The organism is Rothia nasimurium (assembly GCF_928381705.1).
Lineage (GTDB): Bacteria > Actinomycetota > Actinomycetes > Actinomycetales > Micrococcaceae > Rothia > Rothia nasimurium_G.
Genome location: NZ_CAKMSR010000006.1, coordinates 38,204 through 56,071, shown reverse-complemented (window position 1 = coordinate 56,071; position 17,868 = coordinate 38,204). Strand labels below are relative to the sequence as shown.

Here is a 17,868-nt window from a genome sequence, read left to right as displayed (position 1 = left end):
CGTTATCTCTCGCGGCGACATGTAATACTTTACGCAGACCCAAACGGTCTTGCAAATCGAAACCGCCCCTCAGGGTGCAAAAAGCCCGATTTTCTGACTATTTTACACAGACAAATATCAGAAAATGCCGATTTGACAAGCACTTATATTTTTTCAAAAAATTTCTAATTTTTTTCTGAACCACCGCTCTCCATGGCTAAAACCCATGAAAAAGGGCCCCCTGTCTACCCTGACAGAAGGCCCTCACACTTATTTCCCCTGTTTCATGACCAGGCGAAAAGCAGCCCAATCCTGAGCTAGCGACTCAGATGTGGTCACATGCAGCCCCGCCAGCGGGGCAGCTTCTTGAATCTCCACCGGAGGAATATGCCCATCCCGACCAGACTTGGGGGTCAGCAGCCATACCACCCCACCCTCGTCAAGAGTAGCTAGCACATCCATCAGACCATCGACCAGGTCGCCGTCCTCAGCACGCCACCACAGCAAGATGCCATCGACAACTTCTTGGTCATCCTCATCAAGAAGCTCTGTTCCCAGAAAATCCTCCAAGGCATCGCGCAGGTCGAAGTCGACATCCTCATCGTAGCCAAACTCCTGCATCAGGCTGCCAACAGGCAGCCCTAGCTTCTGACCAACAGTCTCTTTAGCAGCACCGGTGGCGCTCACGTACATCCTCCAAGATTCAAATGACAATGGCGGGCTAGCAATTCAACAAAGCCCCACACACCCTCCTTCACCACTTCCGCAACGAAAGTAAACGAGACCGGGCATGCCTTTAGTTCCTACTGAACACGCTTCATGCCCCCAAATCAACAGAACACGACCAAAATAGGCCAGCTAATTTCACCCTCAGAAAAAGTAGGGGCAAGTGACGGCTATTTCACACCCCCAAACCCTTGAAACCACAACCTTAAAAGAAGCAATTTGTGACAACATAGAAGGGAAGTTGTCTTAGCGCCTGCCCACCGGCCGCGCAAGGCATACACCCAAGGCTCACCGGGCACATAGGCTGCCGCTGGTGAACACATACCCCTACAACAAAGAGAGGTTGACTAGTGGGACCCTCAGAAACGAACGATCACGTTTTGAGTGCACTGACCAACAGCTTCACCGACATCGACCCCGAAGAGACCAACGAGTGGATTGAGTCCTTCGACGACCTGGTAGAAGCCCACGGCACCGAACGTGCACAGTTCATCGTGCGCTCACTTATGCAGCGCGCAGGCCAGAAGTCGATCACCGTACCCATGGTGACCACCACTGACTACGTCAACACCATTCCTGTCGACCAGGAACCCGAATACCCCGGCGACGAGCAGATTGAACGCCGCTACCGCGCCATGCTCCGCTGGAACGCTGCCATGATGGTACAGCGTGCCCAGAAAGCCACTATCGGCGTAGGTGGCCACATTTCCTCCTACGCAGGTGTAGCCACCCTCTACGAAGTAGGTTTCAACCACTTCTTCCGTGGCCGCAACCACCCCGGTGGCGGCGACCAGATTTTCTTCCAGGGCCACTCCTCCCCCGGTAACTATGCACGTGCCTTCCTGGAAGGTCGCATCACCGAAGAGCAGCTCGATGGCTTCCGCCAGGAAAAGACCAAGCAGGGCACCCATCTGCCCTCCTACCCCCACCCCCGCAACCTGCCTGATTTCTGGCAGTTCCCCACGGTATCCATGGGTCTTGGTCCCCTCAACGCTATCCACCAGGCTCAGTTCAACAAATACCTGCACAACCGCGGTATCAAGGACACCTCAGACCAGCATGTCTGGGCCTTCCTGGGCGACGGCGAAATGGACGAGCCCGAGTCACGCGGTGCCCTGCAGCTAGCTGCCAACGACAAGCTCGACAACCTCACCTTCGTTGTTAACTGCAACCTGCAGCGTCTGGACGGCCCCGTCCGCGGTAACGGCAAGATTGTTCAGGAACTTGAAGCCTTCTTCCGCGGCGCAGGCTGGAACGTCATCAAGGTCCTCTGGGGCCGCGAATGGGATTCCCTGCTCGAAAAGGATAAGTCCGGCGAGCTCGTCCGCATCATGAACGAAACCCGCGACGGTGACTACCAGACCTACAAGGCTGAGTCCGGCGGCTTTATCCGTGAACACTTCTTCGGTCAGACCCCTGAAACCAAGGAACTCGTTGCGGACATGACCGACGACGAGATCTGGGCCATGAAGCGCGGCGCCCACGACTACCACAAGGTTTACTCAGCCTTCAAGGCAGCTGTTGAGCACAAGGGCCAGCCCACCGTCGTCCTTGCTCAGTCTGTTAAGGGCTACGGCCTGGGTGCTTCCTTCGAGGCTCGCAACGCCACCCACCAGATGAAGAAACTGTCGATGGAAGACCTGAAGCAGTTCCGCGACCACCTGCGCATCCCCATCTCCGACGAGGAGCTGGAGAAGGACCTCTACAACCCGCCCTACTACCACCCCGGTAAGGACTCCGAAGAGTACAAGTACCTCATGGCCCGCCGTGAGGAACTGGGCGGCTTCGTCCCCTCCCGCAAGAATGTTCAGCCCAAGATTACCCTGCCTTCAGACAAGGCCTACAAGGGTGCATTCAAGGGCACCGGTAAGCAGATGGCTGCAACCACCATGACCTTTGTGCGCCTGCTCAAGGACCTCATGCGCGAGAAGGACTTCGGCCACCGTATCGTGCCCATCATCCCCGATGAGGCTCGTACTTTCGGCATGGACTCCTACTTCCCCACCGCCAAGATTTACAACCCCAACGGCCAGAACTACCTGGCTGTTGACCGTGAACTCATGCTGGCCTACAAGGAATCACCCGAGGGCAAGATCATTCACGTAGGTATCAACGAGGCCGGTGGCACCTCAGCCTTCACCGCCGTAGGTACTTCCTACGACACCCATGGCGAGCCCATGATTCCCGTATACATCTTCTACTCGATGTTCGGTTTCCAGCGCACCGGCGACTCCTTCTGGGCTGCTGCTGACCAGCTGACCCGTGGCTTCATCATGGGTGCAACCGCAGGTCGCACCACCCTGACCGGTGAAGGCCTGCAGCACGCAGACGGCCACTCACCGATCCTGGCCGGCACCAACCCCGCAGTGATTCACTACGACCCTGCCTACGGTTACGAAATCGGTCACATCGTCAAGCGCGGCATCGAGCACATGTACGGTGACAAGGACGAAGACCACAACGTCATGTACTACATCACCGTCTACAACGAGCCCATTCAGCACCCCGCTGAACCCGAAAACCTCGACGTTGACGGCCTGATTGGTGGTATCTACCGCCTGCACGAGGCAAAGAATGACGGCCCCCGTGCCCAGCTTCTGGCCTCAGGCGTTGCAGTTCCCTGGGCTGAAAAGGCACAGCAGATTCTTGCCGAAGACTGGGGCGTCTCAGCAGATGTTTGGTCAGTTACCTCCTGGACCAACCTGCGCCGCGACGGCCTTGAGACCGAACGTGAGCTGCTGAACAACCCCTCAGCTAGCCCCCGCACCCCCTTCGTTGCCCAGCAGCTTGAGGGTGCCACCGGCCCCATCGTTGCCGTGTCTGACTACCAGACCGACCTGATGGACGGTATCCGCCAGTTCGTTCCCAACGAATTTGCAACCCTGGGTGCAGATGGCTTCGGTTTCTCTGATACCCGTGCCGGTGCCCGCCGCTTCTTCAAGATCGATGCCGAGTCCATCGTCGTCCGCACCCTGCAGATGCTGGCTAAGCGAGGCGAAGTTCCCGCTGACGCTCCTGCTAAGGCCTTTGAGAAGTACGACCTGAACAACATCAACGCAGGCACCTCAGGCACCGCCGGTGGCGACGCCTAAGCCCCTGTGCTGATCAGTTCCTAGCTCACAGCGAGTCCTAGATTCGCGCTGAGTGTAAGGGCGGCCCCCACGATTATCGTGGGGGTCGCTTTTGTTCTGGGCAGTCTTTGGCCTAGCCTGTCTTACTCTCTAGCTTTCTTGGGCCGAAGTCCTTAGCTGTGAGTTTTCTTGGCTTTTGAGATTGAACAGCTGTGCCGTCCCAGCTAGCCTGCCAACAGGAGTAGGATAGTTATTTGAACAAAGCGCTAGAAACTTTCAAGTTCTAGGTCTCACACTCTATTTTCAAGGCGGTTACGCGTGATAGCACTGGTGTGCCCCGGCCAGGGGTCGCAGAAGCCCGGATTCCTCACAAACTGGTTAGACCTCGATGGGGTACGCCCCCACCTCGAGCGCCTCTCTGAGGCTGTAGAGCTCGACCTGGTTCATTACGGCACCGAGGCCGATGAGGAAACCATCAAGGACACCGCTATTGCCCAGCCCCTGATTGTGGCAGCTGGTCTTGTCACCGGTCGCCTAGCCCAGAAGACCTTGGAGGGCCAGAAGCTTGTTTTTGCCGGTCACTCGGTAGGTGAAATTACAGCTTCAGCCCTAGCCGGTGTGCTCACCGAAGAGGACGCCATGCGGTTTATCAAGGTGCGGGCCGACGGCATGGCTCAGGCAGCTGCCGCTACCCCCACCGGCATGGCCGCCGTGCTTGGCGGAGTTGAGGACGACGTCCGCGCCGCTATCGCTGAAGCAAACCTCACCGCCGCCAACTCGAACGGCGGCGGGCAGATTGTAGCCGCTGGTTCCATCGACGCTCTTGCAGCTTTCGCCGAGAACCCGCCCGCCAAGACCCGCGTGATTCCGCTGAAGGTAGCCGGTGCTTTCCATACCGACTACATGGCGGCAGCCCAGGGGCCCCTGGCAGACTTTGCGGCAGGCCTCTCCCCCGCAGAACCGACTGCTGAGCTGCTCTCAAACTTCGACGGCCAGCCCGTTGCCTCGGGGGCAGCGGCCCTTGAATCGCTGGTTGCCCAGGTGACCCGCCCCGTCCGCTGGGACCTGTGTATGGCAACCCTCGCGGAGCGGGAAGTTACCCGTCTTGTTGAGGTTGCTCCCGCTGGTACCCTCGTGGGTCTCGCCAAGCGCGGTATGCGCGGCACACCGGCGTCTGCCATCAACACCCCCGACGACCTTGCCGCCCTAGCCCAGGCTCTCCAGGCCTAAAGTTTCCCCGAAAGGACTTCACGATGCCTACTCTCAAGCAGGTTGAGCCCAACCGCTACTCCCGTATTCTGGGCTACGGCGCCTCCCGCCCTGACCTCATCGTCACCAACGACGACATTGCCGGCCCCATTGATTCCTCCGACGAGTGGATCGTCCAGCGCACCGGCATTAAGACCCGCCACCGCGCGTCAGAGAAGATTTCAGTTACCGACCTGGCTGTGGGAGCTGCCAAGGACGCCCTGGCCGCCTCAGGTGTGCAGGGCGAAGAGCTGGATGCCGTCATCGTCGCCACCATCTCCCACCCCTACGCAACCCCCGCCCTCGCGACCCTGGTAGCGGAAGCTGTGGGGTCCAAGGCTCCTGCTTACGATATCTCAGCAGCCTGTGCAGGCTTCTGCTACGGCATCGCCCAGGCGGACGCCCTGGTGCGCTCCGGCACCGCCCAGAAGGTTCTGGTCATCGGCGTTGAGAAACTCTCGGATTTCATCGACAACACCGAACGCACCATTTCCTTCCTGCTCGGTGACGGTGCTGGTGCGGCGGTCGTAGGTGCCTCCGATGAACCCGGCATCGGCCCCACTATCTGGGGTTCGGACGGCGAGCGCTGGGGCGCTGTGGGTATGACCCATTCCATGCTTGATATCCGCAACCGTGATTTTGTGGCTAACCCGGTGCAGGAGGGCGAGAAGCTTTGGCCGACCCTGCGTCAGGACGGTCAGACGGTCTTCCGTTGGGCTGTCTGGGAGATGGCTAAGGTTGCGCAGAAGGCTCTCGATGCTGCCGGTATTACTGCAGATGATTTGGGAGCGCTGGTGACTCACCAGGCGAACATGCGCATTATCGACCAGATGGTGAAAACCCTGAAGCTACCCGAGAGCGTTGTGGTGGCCCGCGATATTGAGTGTGCAGGTAACACCTCTGCTGCCTCTGTTCCGCTAGCTGCCCACCAGCTGCTCCAAGACAACCCCGACCTCTCTGGTAAGTTTGCCCTGCAGATTGGTTTCGGTGCGGGTCTGGCCTACGCGGCCCAGGTTGTTGTGCTCCCCTGACCTGCCCTGTGCCGGGTGGGCGGGGCGGGCGTCCGCACCGTATTTTGACAAAATGTTAGATTTATTTCAAAAATTAGGTGGCGTCACAGCTGAGCTTTGTGCGGGCTAGGGGCTACACTCATTTTTGGAAGCTAAAGTGGGCATCGCTCACTTACCCTTAACCGCTGCGCGCCCCTGCGCGGTGAGTTACATCAGTGGCCCCACGCCACTCATACTAAGACGAAGGAGCCATCATGGCAGATCAGAACGAAATCCTCGCAGGTCTTGCAGAAATCGTGAACGAAGAGACCGGTGTAGAGGTTGAGGACGTCCAGCTCGAGAAGTCCTTCACCGAGGACCTGGACATCGACTCCATCTCAATGATGACCATCGTTGTGAACGCTGAGGAAAAGTTCGGCGTTACCATTCCCGACGAAGAGGTCAAGAACCTGAAGACCGTCGGCGACGCTGTTAACTTCATCGCTAACGCCTAAGTCGCGTTGACAAGGTTGGGCACGGTCTGATCGTGCCCAACCTGCTTTTTATTCTTTACCCCAACCCAAGACTGTATTCGAAGGAATCAAGCATGACTCGTAAAGTTGTGGTCACCGGCCTCGGCGCCACCACCCCCATCGGTGGGGATGTTCCGACGACCTGGGAAAATGCGCTTGCAGGTGTCTCAGGCATCACCACTATTGAAGAGCCCTGGGTTGAGGAATTCGACCTGCCGGTTTCGATTGCTGGCCGTGTGGCTGTAGACGCTGTTGATTCGGGCCGCCTGACCAAGGTTGAGGCTAAGCGCCTGGACCCCTCGGGCCAGCTGGCTTTGGTTGCTGCGCGCGAGGCCTGGGAGGACGCCGGTTTTAGCGGCCCTGACGCTGAGGCTGCCGAAGAGTGCGACCCGCTGCGGACCGCGGTTGCTTTTGGTACCGGTATCGGTGGTGTGTGGACTCTGCTTGATGCCTGGGATACTCTGCGCGAGAAGGGCCCGCGCCGTATGCTGCCTATGACGGTTCCCATGCTGATGCCCAATTCAAATGCTGCTGCCGTCTCGATGAATCTGAAGGCCCGTGGCGCTGCCCAGACCGTGGTGTCTGCCTGCGCTTCGTCGACCGAGGCTTTGGAGCTGGGCCTGATGCTGATTCGCTCGGGTAAGGCCGATGTGGTGATTGCCGGTGGTTCTGAGGCCGCGATCCACCCCATGACGATTGGCGCCTTTGCAAAGATGCAGGCCCTATCGACCCGCAACGATGACCCTGCTGGTGCTTCCCGCCCCTACGATATCGGCCGCGACGGTTTTGTGATGGGTGAGGGCGGTGCTGCGCTAATTCTTGAATCTGAGGAGCACGCGCTGGCCCGCGGAGCCCGTATCTACGCGGAGCTGGTTGGCACCGGCGTCTCAGCGGACGCCCACCACATCACCGCTCCCGACCCGGCTGCTCTGGGTGCTACCCGCGCCCTGCAGGAAGCTCTGACCGATGGCGGTATTTCTCCCGAGCTGGTAGTGCACGTCAATGCGCACGCAACCTCTACTCCCGTGGGTGATATCCCCGAGTCTCTGGCTCTGCGTGAGGTCTTCGGTGAGCACACCGGCAAGGTAGCTGTATCTGCAACCAAGTCAATGACCGGTCACCTGCTCGGCGGTGCCGGTGCTCTTGAAGCTGTGCTAACTGTTCTTGCGGTTTACCACCGCAAGGCTCCCTGCACCATCAACCTGGAGAACAAGGACCCCGAGATTGACCTCGACGTTGTCACCGAGGCTCGGGACCTTCCTGCCGGTGAGATTGTTGCTGTCTCGAACTCCTTCGGTTTTGGTGGCCACAACGCTGTAGCGGCTTTCCGTAGCGTCAGTAACTAACACCGTGCTGGTCTAGCGTGTGCAAGGGCCCTTCTGCGCGAACCCTGGTTCGGGCAGAAGGGCCCTTTGCTGTGCTCTGGGGCACACTCTCTTGTCTTAGGCCCGGAGCCTGGCGGTAGCGCTAGCCGATGAAGCGTTAGGACGCAGGGGCTCAAGTTCGTCGTCCCAGGGCTGGCCAACGGCCGCAGAGAACTGCCGGTAAAGTTCATCGAAATTACCGGCTGCCTTTTCGAAGGCATAGCGGATGCGGTCTTCGGTCACGGTGAAGTTGCCCTGGAGGTCTACCGGTAGGGTACAGATACCGAGTTCGGGGGTATGCATGATGCGTAAGGCATCGGAGGTTGCGGTGCGGCGCTCGGTGACTTCAAAATAGCTACCCTTGAAGTGCCGCAGGGTGGAGGCGATGAGAGCGGCTCCCCCGCTGTTGCCCTGCCAGCTGATATCTGCACGGTGGTAGCCCGGTTTCTGGGGTTGGGCTTGCCAGGTGGGGGTCAGCCGGTGAGCAGTGAGATTTTCAAGAGCCCAGGTCACGTGACTTGTGAGAGCTGAGGGGACAGCCAGCAGAAAGATAAAACCACCGGTAGGGTTGCCGATAGTCTCTGGCGGTAGTGGAACGGGCTGGCCGGGCTTTTCTGCTGGTGAAAACATGGTCTTCCCATCCTATACCTTCTGCCTTACCTTTAGGCCCTGGGGTGAGCCCTGCTATAGGCCTGGGCAAGGCGGTCTACCGAGACGTGGGTGTAGACCTGGGTGGTTGCTAAAGAACTGTGCCCAAGAAACTCTTGGACGGCTCTGATGTCTGCTCCCCCATCGACCATGTGGGTTGCAGCTGTATGGCGGAAGACGTGGGCGCCTGTGGCTTCGGTATCGCCCAAAGTACCCAGCAGGGTGGTAAGGTCTTGGCGAATCTGCCGGGGGTTGGCGCGTTTACCCTGGGGGCCGATGAAGAGGGCGTGTTGAGCCGGGGCGCTTTTAGCTTCTTCTATCTCGGGAAGCCACTGCGGGCGTCCTGCCACAACCCACCGGTTGAGAGCCTGCATAGCCTGGGCTCCGAAGGGCACAACCCGCTCTTTATTGCCCTTACCCAGCACGCGTAGGGTTCGCTGGTGGCGGTCAATGCTTGCTAGGTCGAGACCTGTGAGCTCAGAGATGCGCAACCCGCTGGCGTAGAGTAGCTCCACTACCGCCTGAAGACGCAGGAGTCGGGCGTCCCGCGGGGTCTGCTCCAGAGCTGCTGTGAGGGTTGTGGTGAGGGCCTGCATCTGGGTTTCGCTGAGTACCGAGGGCAGGTGGTTGCTCTTCTTGGGGGTAGTGAGTTTGAGTGCCGGGTTGGCTTGGATGAGTTCTTCTTCCTCCGCCCAGGTGAAGAAGGTCCGCAAGGACGAGGTCCGTCGGGCCATAGAGCTCCGGGCAGCTTGTTTGCGGTGATGGTAGGCTAGCCAGTCTCGAATGACTTCAAGGGTGATGTGGGAGAGGTGGGTGGTGCCGTGCCTGCGAGCGTGGGCAAAGAAATCGGTGAGATCAGAGACGTAGGCCCGAATTGTTTGGGGTGAGCGGTGGAGCTCGTAGGTGAGGTAGCGTTCAAAAGCTTCAAGGGCTCGTACGAACTCTCGGTCTTCGTCGACCGTGGAGGCCCCGATTTTGAGGGTGGTGGGTAGCTGGTCTGCAGAGTGCACCGTACTGCTCCTTCCTACCGGTGACTGAGGTGAGGTCTTCATTCTATCCCCCGGAGCTTTCCGCCGGTGGTTTGGTTTTTCGCCAGCCCATGCCTTCCTGCTCTGCGAGGTTGAGTCGGTTGAGTTGAGATAGGGCAATCATGACGGTTCGGGCAGGTAGCGCAAGGTCAGCACTGAGCTGTTCGACGGTAGCCGGAGTGCGGAGGGGCAGTACGTCCCACACCCGTCTTTGAGTTTCGGTAAGCGAATCCAGGAGCTGCTGGTGGGCAGAAGGAGCTGCAAATAGGCTGGTTTGTTCTGCAGCTATCTCCGAAGTTCTGTCGTCAAGAATCTGCCGGGCATCGGTCACAAGTTGGGCTAGACCGTCTCGAATCAGACGGTGGCAGCCTTCTGAGGTCGGTGAAAAGATAGGGCCGGGTACAGCGTAGACGGGGCGACCCAGTTCCAGAGCATGATGGGCTGTGTTGAGCGCGCCACTGCGCCAGCGGGCTTCGATAACTATGCTGGCCCCGGTGAGAGCGGCGATAAGCCGATTACGTTGAAGGAACCTGTAACGGGTGGGGTTCTGCCCCAGGGGAACCTCGCTCAGCAGCAGGCCCCGTTCAATGATCTCGTGCAGCAGGCGTTCATTGGGCTTGGGGTAAAGACGGTCAAGACCTCCCGCCATCAAAGCTACCGTGGGCAGGGAAGACGTCGCCGTAGCGAGGGCAGCTCGATGGGCGGTGGCATCTACACCAAAGGCTCCGCCTGAGACCACCGTATAGCCCCGGTTTGCTAGTTCACCGGCCAGGTGGCTGGTTGCTGAGTTACCGTAGGAGCTGACATCGCGGGACCCCACTACCGCATAACTCTTTTCGGTGGTGAGCTGAGCCAGCAGCTGGCGCTCTCCCCTGCCCCAGAGGCCGACCGGAGTTTTTTCTGCGAGGTCATTCAAGGCCTGTGGCCAGTCTGGGTCTTCGGGTATACACAGCCAGCTGCCGCTAGCCCGGGCTAAAGCCGTATCCTGTTGGACGCTGATACCTGCCCGTCTGTTCTTCCACCGCTGCGTCCGTTCGCCGATGGCACTAGCTAGGGCAGGTGCCGCAGAGACATCGTGCGCTCCTGCTTCCTCAAGGTGGCGGGCTAAAAGATGCGGGGTGAGCTCCTGACGGCCGGTGAGGTAGTCTGCGGCACGCACCGGTCCCACAAGCCGAAGCAGGGTGTAGGTGGCGACGTCCTCGGGGTCGGTAATGCGCAGGATCTCGGTGCGGGCTCTACGAATATCGTGGTGGGGGTCGTGATGTGTCATGTCTGGTAGCTTTCAGTGGCATGGTTGCGGAAGTAGAGGGCAAGGTCAAGGTGGTCTCGGCTGGGGCTGGTGGCTCCATCTAAATCGGCTAAGGTCCAGGCTGTCCGTAGTACTCGGTCATAGCCGCGGGCTGTGAGGGTGCCGTGGTCCAGGGCGGTGGAGAGGGACGAGGTGAGTTGGGATGGAAGCTTGAGAGGGCCTCGCAGAATCTTGCCGTTCGTCTCAGCGTTTGTGGCCATGCCCAGCGGACTCAGTCTTTCTGCCTGGGCTTTGCGGGCTTGGCTAACCCGGTAACGGATTTCCTCTGAGCTTTCGTTGGTGCCGCTGGTAGCGAGGTCGGCGGCCGTTACTTTAGGAACGCTGATATGAAGATCGATACGGTCGAGCAGGGGCCCCGATAGCCGGCTGAAGTAGGACCTTCGCTCTCGACTGGTACAGGTGCAGTCCAGACCCCGACCAACGTTGTAGCCGCAGGGGCAAGGGTTGGCAGCTAAAACGAGTTGGAACCTAGCCGGGTATCGGGCTGAAGCAGCTGAGCGACTAATAATAACTTCGCCGCTTTCGAGGGGCTGGCGCAGAGAATCTAAAACGCTGCGCTTAAATTCCGGGGCTTCATCGAGAAAAAGGACGCCCCGGTGCGCCTTTGAGATACACCCCGGCTTGGGCAGCCCGGCACCGCCTCCCATAATCGCCGGTGCGCTGGCAGTGTGGTGGGGTGCTTCGAAAGGCGGTCTGGTCATCAGTTCGGTGAGCGGCTCACCCGAACGGCAGAGCGAGTGCACCGCGGTGACATCCAGGGCTTCTTGCGGTGTGAGCGGAGGAAGAATACCGGGGAGGCGTTCTGCCAGCATGGTCTTGCCAGAACCAGGGGGGCCGGTCAGCAACAGGTGATGGCCCCCTGCAGCCGCTATTTCAAGGGCTAGGCGCCCCTCAGCCTGCCCGGCAACATCTGCCATATCAGCGCTCTGCTGCGGGCTGCTGGGCTCCGCAACGGTCCTCTGGCTCCCCACCAGAACTGGTCTTTTGAGTTTTTCTGGTTCGGGGCAGCCCAGAAGTTCAAACACTTCAGCGAGACAGCTGACCCCGGTCACTTCAACCCCCTCTATGAGGGCTGCTTCTTGGGCGTTGCCTTCGGGTACAACTACCCGCTCATGACCGGCATCGCGGGCGGCTTTGACGGCAGGTAGTACTCCGGGAACCTGTCGCACGCTCCCATCGAGACCGACTTCGCCCAGGAAGACCGTGCGGCCTGATGAACCTAGCTGCCCCGCCGCCTGCTGGGCTGCAACCAACATGGCCACATCAAATGCCGAGCCGCGTTTGGGAAGAGTAGGCGGGGTGAGGTTGATGGTGAGTTTCTGGGGTGGCAGGGGCAGCCCGGAATTCTTCGCGGCAGACCGTACCCGGTCTTTGGCCTCGTTCAAAGAACTATCGGGCAAGCCAAGCAGGACGAAGCCGGGTAGGGCAGATGAGATATCGGCTTCTACTTCAACGAGATAGCCGGTGACGCCCACCAGGGCAACCGAATAGGTTCGTGCGAAGGCCACGGCTACACCACCGCCTGCCGATGCTCAAAGGTGAAATCAGTGGGGCTCCCGCACAGGGCAATAGCGTCTACTCTCATGGTAGAACAGGGAGCCCGGTTTTCTGCTAACCAGGCGTAGGCCAGGTATCGTAGCATCTGGCATTTCCGGGAAGTAATAGATTCAAGAGGGTGCCCGTAGCCCACACCAGAACGGGTTTTAACCTCGATAAATACCAGGGTCTGGTCGCTATCGCGCATAATCAAATCAAGTTCGCCGCTCCACCGCGGCCGCTCTTCAGTTCGTGCAGGACGCCAGTTACGAGCCAAGAGGGTATAGCCCTGTTGCTCTAAGACTGCCAGGGCGATATCTTCACCCCAGCGCCCCACTTCTTTGGGCCGCAAGGACGCATGGGGCGAGACTGGCTGTAGTGCGGGGTTCATGGGGGCCTCCTTCAAGTATCAGGGTTAGCCCCATCATGACCTGCTGTGTCTGGTTCTGCCTACCTCTGCGCTGGCTGTGGATATCTGCCCTTCCCTATACCACCAGGTCAGCACCAGATAGCTCCCGTCTTCGCGCTCATAAACGGTACAGCCATGACGCAACTATGACGCCCCGCGCGTCCTTATCCCCAGCCAGCTGCACCGGGCGTCCGCGCATCTCTGCATACAAAAACCCGCCCCTTCCCTCACGGGAAGGAGGCGGGCTCATACGCTAGTTTTTAGGCCGAACCGGGGTCGAAATCACTCATGGTCGGCACTACCAGGTCTTCGGCAGCAGCGCGTTCTTCAACGTTCACATCGCGCACCGAATACACCTTCACGTTCTTAACAAACCGAGACTGGCGGAAAATATCCCACACCCACACGTCCTGCATCTCAACCTCAAAATACAGAGACCCATCAGCAGTTCGCGGGGTCACCTGCACCTGGTTGGCCAGATAAAAACGGCGGTCGGTCTCAACGATATAGGTAAAGAGCTCAGCTACATTCTTGTACTCTTCATACAGGGCTAGCTGGGCACCTGACTCGTAGCTCTCAAGATCCTCTTGGCTCATACTTCTTCCTTCTCTCGTTCCACCATAGCCTGCTGGATTTGTGCCTCGGTAGCCGGCAGCGACCAGCTCAGCCGATGCAATGGGGTGGGCCCCATCGTTTCTATCGCGGTGCGGTGGGCACCCGACCCGTAGCCCTTATTTTTCGCCCAGCCGTAGCCGGGGTAGCGGGCGTCCAGCTCGTCCATGAGGGTATCGCGCTCCACCTTAGCCACCACCGAAGCTGCCGCGATAGAGGCACAACGGTAGTCACCCTTAATCTCCATCTGCACCGGCCCGAACCAGCCACCTGACTCCCCCGCCAGCCCTGCCCAGGCTTCAGCCACCAACCCACGGTAGAGGGCGGTTGCCGGATCAAGGTCGGCAAAAAGGTCAGCATAGGGAGCAGAAAGCCAGTTATGCTTGCCGTCCAAAAGGACGGCGTCAGGGTAAGCCCCAGCCCGGGCCACCTTGGCAAGAGCCCGCTGCCCCGCTAAACGCAGGGCCGTGGTGATACCCAGAGCATCGATTTCAGCAGGGCTGGCGTGCCCCACCGCGGTCACGGCCCACTGCTTCACCTGCGGAGCCATCGCCACCCGCTTTTTCTCGGTCAGGGCCTTTGAATCGATGAGCCCCTCGATGCTGAGCTGGGCGTTCGCATCAATCACGGCGACCCCAACGGTGACCGGCCCGGCCAGCGGTCCGCGCCCCACCTCGTCCATACCCGCCACCAGGGTCTTGCCCGCTGCAAAGAGCTGGGTTTCGACGCTCAGGTCAGCGGACGCGGGTTCTTTAGCTGGCACGGTCTTACTCGGTATCGGGTACGTCGGCAAAGACATCGCTAGCCCCACCAATGAAAGTGAAGCTAGACAGGGGCCAGGCGACCACAAAGACTTCGCCCACGACGTCGGCGTCGTTGATGAACTCGGTGCCGGTCTGAATATGGTAGCGGGAGTCAGCAGAGTTAGAGCGGTTATCGCCCATGACGAAGTAGGAGTTCTGGGGAACGATCACGTCGAAGGGAAGCTCGGTGGGGCTTACACCGGGCTTGAGGTAGGTCTCGTCAATTTCTACGCCGTTGACGGTAATGCGGCCATCGGCAGTACCCACGATATGGTCACCACCCACACCAATCACACGCTTGACCAGGTAGTTTGATGAGCTATCGGGCATAACCCCCACAAAGGCAAGCGCATCACGCACGGGGTTAGAGCTGGTAGAGACAGGCATCCAGCCCTGAGTGTCCTTGAAGACCACGATGTCACCGCGCTCGGCTTCGGTGAAGAGTCCACCTGCCACGTTCACAAAAACGCGGTCGTTGATCTGCAGGGTATCTTCCATGGAGCTAGAAGGAATGTAAAACCCGCGAACCACAAAGGTTTTCAGCAGGAAGGCGATGAGCACAGCGTAGAGGATAATCAGGGCGTACTCTTTGACCGCGCTGTTTTCGCGGCGGCGCTTACCGCCGCGGGGCTTGTCGGTCGAGGCTGTGGTGGCGTCCTGTGCCGCTGCCTCGATGCTGTCTGAATTCTGCTGCTCCATGAGCCCGCACCCTTCTGCTGTGAACGTGTTTAGAGGATAGTTTAGTGGTTTTAGCTGGGAGCTTGACCAAAGCGGTGGGCTGGCCAGGCGATGAAGACCGGGGTGCCGATGATTTTCTCGGTGCGGATCATACCGCCGCCGGGCGCCCCTAGCAGAGCCCGGGAGTCAGCGGACGCCGAGCGGTGGTCGCCCATCACCCACATGCGTCCTTCGGGTACCTGCACGCTAAAGCTCACCTCGCTGGCGCTGTCGCCGGGGTAAAGATAGGGCTCTTCGGAGCGCTGCCCATTGATGAGAAGATAGCCCTCGGCATCGCAGCACTCGACGGTATCGCCAGCTACCCCGATGACGCGCTTGATGTAGACCGTATCTGAGCCCACCAGCCCGAGCCACTGCCCCGCGGTTGTGAGCGGATCACGCACCCAGGGGCTGCCGGGCACATAGGGGGCAAAGGAGCCGGTACCGTCAAAAACGACCACATCGCCACGCTGGGGCTCGGTAGCTAGTTTTGAGACTAGAATACGGTCGCCCGGTTCATAGGTGGGTTCCATGGAACTTGAGGGTATGTAGAACACATCAATGAAAAAGGAACGAACCACCAGGAGCACGGTAAAGGCGAGGGCTGCGGCGACAGCAACAAGGCGCCAGCCCTGTAGAAAGGGTTGGCGCCTTGCCTCAGAAGAGTCGGCGTTTACGCCAGTCTCCATAAAACTGTTGAAACCTAAATGGCTTAGGCTTCGCGCTTCTCGCGGATACGAGCAGCCTTACCGTGACGGTCGCGCATGTAGTAGAGCTTTGCACGGCGGACGTCACCGCGGGTGACAACCTCGATCTTTTCGATGACGGGAGAGTGTACGGGGAAGGTACGCTCTACGCCAACACCGAAGGAAACCTTGCGGACGGTGAAGGTTTCGCGGACGCCAGCACCCTGACGGCCAACAACGAAGCCCTTGAAGACCTGGACACGGCTGCGGTTACCTTCAACAATGTTGACGTGTACGTTCAGGGTGTCGCCGGGGCCGAACTCGGGGATGTCGGTGCGAAGTGACTTGTTATCAATGAAGTCAAGAGTCTGCATTGAGTTTCTCCGTGAATATCTCTGCCGCAGGTCAAACATATTCGGTGTATGTCGCAGGCAGTGTCTAGGGGTCACCGGGTGGTGCCAGACTGATGCTGTCTGCGATGAATTCTTTACTCACCGCGCTCTGAACGGTCAGAGCCGGTGGTTCACGCTGTTATAGGTCGCTCTTCCCCCTGCGGCAGGGGCGTGCCCAGCATGAACACAAATAAAAATTATCCCACAGAAAACCCGCCCGCACCAGGGGTCCCGGGGCGGGCGTCCGCGTGTTGCTTGTGAGCTTACCTACTTTACTGGCCTTCCCTCGAAAGCCCGGCCTCGCGCTCAGCTTTTTTGGCGGCTTTCTGCTCGGTGTGCAGCTCCTGCAGGAGCTTGCGGTCTTTCTTGTCCCAGTTCTCTGCGGGGTAGGCCTTGATCATGTCGGGGCGGCGGGCGAAGGTGCGCTTGATCTGCTCGTCGCGGCGCCAGCGGGCAATGGCGCCATGGTTGCCAGAGAGCAGGACGGGCGGCACCTGCTGGTTTCGCCAGGTGGCGGGCTTGGTGTAGACCGGGTACTCCAGCAGCCCGCCGGTATGGGACTCTTCGGCCAGGGACTCAGGGTTGCCCATAGCACCGGGTATCAGGCGGGTAATGGCCTCAATCATGACCATCACGGCCACCTCGCCCCCGTAGAGCACGTAGTCGCCGATTGATACGGGCAGCACCCTAAATTCCTGCTCAGCCCAGTCCAGCACCCGCTCGTCAATGCCTTCGTAGCGGGCCGGGGCGAACACGATGTGCTCTTCTTCGGCCAAGTCGTAGGCCAGCTGCTGGTTGAAGACAGTGCCGGCAGGTGAGGGCACGATCAGCAGGGGTTTGCTCCCGTCCGCCCGCGCGGACGCCGGCGAGGCGGCAAGTGCCTGGTCCAGAGCGAGGCCCCAGGGCTCGGGTTTCATAACCATGCCCGCTCCCCCGCCGTAGGGGGTATCGTCAACGGTCTTGTGCCGGTCAAAGGCGAAGTCACGCAGGTTGGTCAGGTGCAGGTCAACCTTGCCCGATTCACGAGCTTTGCCCATGAGGGAGAGCTCTAGCGGGGCCAGGTATTCGGGGAAGATGGTGATAACGTCAAAGCGCATGAGCGTTAGTTGTGCTCACTCTCGGTCTCGGGCTCTACTTCTTCATCGTCGCTGTTGAGTTCGAGCAGGCCGGCGGGAGGGTTGATGATGATGTAGCCCTCTTCGGTGTCAATAGCGGGGATAAGTTCTTCGACGAAGGGGATCATGACCTCTTCACCATCTGCGGTGTTTTCGAGGATCAGCAGATCCTGGGTGGGCATGGTCTGCAGGCCGGTGACGATGGCGATGGGTTCTTCGGGTAGGTAGCCGTCCTTGATGTCGGCGGCCAGGTAGACGGGCAGGTCGAGCAGTTCGTGCTCGTAGTAGCCTTCGTCGTCGCTGTCGGTGTCGGCTTCTGCGGAGGAGTCGAAGGTGAGGCGGGTGTCGCGGAGTTCTTCGGCCTGGTTGCGGTTGGTGACTTCTTCGAAGGCTACGACCAGGATTTTCTTGTTCCAGCGGGCTTTTTTGACGGTGAGGGTTCCGGCGGGGGCGATGGCTCCTGCGGGGCTTGCGGGGTTGAAGTTTTCGATCTCCAGTACAGCCCCGGGAGCGAAGCGTTCTTCGGGGGCGTCGGTGAAGAGCTGGACGGTGACTTCGCCGCGGATGCCGTGGGGTTTGCCGATGCGGGCGACCTGTACCTGCACGCGTATCTCCTTGGGGGTAAAGGTGGTGTGGGGTTTGGGTCTAACTTTACCGGGTTTTACGGACGCCGGTGGGTAGGTAAAAGCCCCATGCCAGCGAG

The 17,868-nt window shown here is 59.5% G+C and carries 18 protein-coding genes; 5 read left to right on the top strand and 13 right to left on the bottom strand.

Annotation, left to right across the window (positions count from 1 at the left end; all coding sequences use genetic code 11):
- Positions 1–249: 249 nt before the first annotated feature.
- A complete protein-coding gene (locus L6762_RS06395; protein ID WP_237186112.1) occupies positions 250–666 on the bottom strand; it encodes a DUF3052 domain-containing protein in 417 nt (138 codons plus the stop codon).
- A 389-nt stretch (positions 667–1,055) separates the two neighbouring features.
- Here L6762_RS06395 and aceE point away from each other — a divergent pair, with 389 nt between their 5' ends.
- The 5 genes from aceE to L6762_RS06370 all read left to right on the top strand — a co-directional run bounded on the left by aceE (position 1,056) and on the right by L6762_RS06370 (position 7,892).
- Complete coding sequence (aceE, locus tag L6762_RS06390) at positions 1,056–3,797, top strand: pyruvate dehydrogenase (acetyl-transferring), homodimeric type (RefSeq protein ID WP_237186111.1); 2,742 nt, start codon at positions 1,056–1,058, stop codon at positions 3,795–3,797.
- A 297-nt stretch (positions 3,798–4,094) separates the two neighbouring features.
- Positions 4,095–5,006, top strand: a complete 912-nt coding sequence (locus tag L6762_RS06385; protein WP_237186110.1) for an ACP S-malonyltransferase — start codon at positions 4,095–4,097, stop codon at positions 5,004–5,006.
- Positions 5,007–5,029: 23 nt separating this feature from the next.
- Positions 5,030–6,055: a beta-ketoacyl-ACP synthase III gene (locus tag L6762_RS06380; protein ID WP_237186109.1), complete on the top strand. Its 1,026-nt coding sequence runs from the start codon at positions 5,030–5,032 to the stop codon at positions 6,053–6,055.
- 233 nt (positions 6,056–6,288) lie between these two features.
- Positions 6,289–6,528, top strand: coding sequence for an acyl carrier protein (locus L6762_RS06375; RefSeq protein ID WP_185174557.1), 240 nt, complete (start codon positions 6,289–6,291; stop codon positions 6,526–6,528).
- A gap of 92 nt (positions 6,529–6,620) precedes the next feature.
- A complete protein-coding gene (locus L6762_RS06370; protein ID WP_237186108.1) occupies positions 6,621–7,892 on the top strand; it encodes a beta-ketoacyl-[acyl-carrier-protein] synthase family protein in 1,272 nt (423 codons plus the stop codon).
- 96 nt (positions 7,893–7,988) lie between these two features.
- Here L6762_RS06370 and L6762_RS06365 read toward each other — a convergent pair whose 3' ends face one another.
- From L6762_RS06365 to rimM, 12 genes are all read right to left on the bottom strand, one after another.
- On the bottom strand, positions 7,989–8,540 hold the full coding sequence (locus L6762_RS06365) for a DUF3145 family protein (RefSeq protein WP_237186107.1): 552 nt from the start codon (positions 8,538–8,540) through the stop codon (positions 7,989–7,991).
- A gap of 32 nt (positions 8,541–8,572) precedes the next feature.
- Complete coding sequence (locus tag L6762_RS06360; RefSeq protein ID WP_237186106.1) at positions 8,573–9,610, bottom strand: tyrosine recombinase XerC; 1,038 nt, start codon at positions 9,608–9,610, stop codon at positions 8,573–8,575.
- A 1-nt stretch (position 9,611) separates the two neighbouring features.
- On the bottom strand, positions 9,612–10,856 hold the full coding sequence (dprA, locus tag L6762_RS06355; RefSeq protein WP_237186105.1) for a DNA-processing protein DprA: 1,245 nt from the start codon (positions 10,854–10,856) through the stop codon (positions 9,612–9,614).
- Positions 10,853–12,403, bottom strand: coding sequence for a YifB family Mg chelatase-like AAA ATPase (locus tag L6762_RS06350; protein WP_237186104.1), 1,551 nt, complete (start codon positions 12,401–12,403; stop codon positions 10,853–10,855). The genes dprA and L6762_RS06350 overlap by 4 nt, the downstream gene beginning before the upstream one ends.
- Before the next feature lie 2 nt (positions 12,404–12,405).
- The gene (locus L6762_RS06345; RefSeq protein WP_237186103.1) at positions 12,406–12,822 is read right to left on the bottom strand and encodes a YraN family protein; all 417 of its coding nucleotides are present in this window, start codon (positions 12,820–12,822) and stop codon (positions 12,406–12,408) included.
- 278 nt (positions 12,823–13,100) lie between these two features.
- Entirely contained in the window at positions 13,101–13,436 is a 336-nt protein-coding gene (locus L6762_RS06340) for a DUF2469 family protein (protein ID WP_185174550.1), read from the bottom strand.
- Positions 13,433–14,215, bottom strand: coding sequence for a ribonuclease HII (locus tag L6762_RS06335; protein WP_336603585.1), 783 nt, complete (start codon positions 14,213–14,215; stop codon positions 13,433–13,435). The genes L6762_RS06340 and L6762_RS06335 overlap by 4 nt, the downstream gene beginning before the upstream one ends.
- 4 nt (positions 14,216–14,219) lie before the next feature.
- The gene (gene lepB / locus L6762_RS06330; RefSeq protein ID WP_237186101.1) at positions 14,220–14,954 is read right to left on the bottom strand and encodes a signal peptidase I; all 735 of its coding nucleotides are present in this window, start codon (positions 14,952–14,954) and stop codon (positions 14,220–14,222) included.
- Between the two features lie 50 nt (positions 14,955–15,004).
- Positions 15,005–15,661, bottom strand: coding sequence for a signal peptidase I (gene lepB / locus L6762_RS06325; protein WP_237186100.1), 657 nt, complete (start codon positions 15,659–15,661; stop codon positions 15,005–15,007).
- A gap of 23 nt (positions 15,662–15,684) precedes the next feature.
- Positions 15,685–16,032, bottom strand: a complete 348-nt coding sequence (gene rplS / locus L6762_RS06320; protein WP_135011098.1) for a 50S ribosomal protein L19 — start codon at positions 16,030–16,032, stop codon at positions 15,685–15,687.
- Positions 16,033–16,322: 290 nt separating this feature from the next.
- Positions 16,323–17,147 carry a tRNA (guanosine(37)-N1)-methyltransferase TrmD gene (gene trmD / locus L6762_RS06315; RefSeq protein WP_237186099.1) on the bottom strand — a complete coding sequence of 275 codons (825 nt, stop codon included), beginning with the start codon at positions 17,145–17,147 and terminating at the stop codon, positions 16,323–16,325.
- Between the two features lie 5 nt (positions 17,148–17,152).
- Positions 17,153–17,770: a ribosome maturation factor RimM gene (gene rimM, locus L6762_RS06310; protein WP_237186098.1), complete on the bottom strand. Its 618-nt coding sequence runs from the start codon at positions 17,768–17,770 to the stop codon at positions 17,153–17,155.
- Positions 17,771–17,868: the final 98 nt, after the last annotated feature.

Coding starts and splice junctions, on each gene's coding strand:
- L6762_RS06360 (WP_237186106.1), bottom strand. CDS start 9,610: ATGAAGACCTCACCTCAGTCACCGGTAGGAAGGAGCAGTACGGTGCAC.
- L6762_RS06365 (WP_237186107.1), bottom strand. CDS start 8,540: ATGTTTTCACCAGCAGAAAAGCCCGGCCAGCCCGTTCCACTACCGCCA.
- rplS (WP_135011098.1), bottom strand. CDS start 16,032: ATGCAGACTCTTGACTTCATTGATAACAAGTCACTTCGCACCGACATC.
- L6762_RS06370 (WP_237186108.1), top strand. CDS start 6,621: ATGACTCGTAAAGTTGTGGTCACCGGCCTCGGCGCCACCACCCCCATC.
- L6762_RS06380 (WP_237186109.1), top strand. CDS start 5,030: ATGCCTACTCTCAAGCAGGTTGAGCCCAACCGCTACTCCCGTATTCTG.
- L6762_RS06375 (WP_185174557.1), top strand. CDS start 6,289: ATGGCAGATCAGAACGAAATCCTCGCAGGTCTTGCAGAAATCGTGAAC.
- lepB (WP_237186100.1), bottom strand. CDS start 15,661: ATGGAGACTGGCGTAAACGCCGACTCTTCTGAGGCAAGGCGCCAACCC.
- dprA (WP_237186105.1), bottom strand. CDS start 10,856: ATGACACATCACGACCCCCACCACGATATTCGTAGAGCCCGCACCGAG.
- L6762_RS06340 (WP_185174550.1), bottom strand. CDS start 13,436: ATGAGCCAAGAGGATCTTGAGAGCTACGAGTCAGGTGCCCAGCTAGCC.
- trmD (WP_237186099.1), bottom strand. CDS start 17,147: ATGCGCTTTGACGTTATCACCATCTTCCCCGAATACCTGGCCCCGCTA.
- lepB (WP_237186101.1), bottom strand. CDS start 14,954: ATGGAGCAGCAGAATTCAGACAGCATCGAGGCAGCGGCACAGGACGCC.
- L6762_RS06345 (WP_237186103.1), bottom strand. CDS start 12,822: ATGAACCCCGCACTACAGCCAGTCTCGCCCCATGCGTCCTTGCGGCCC.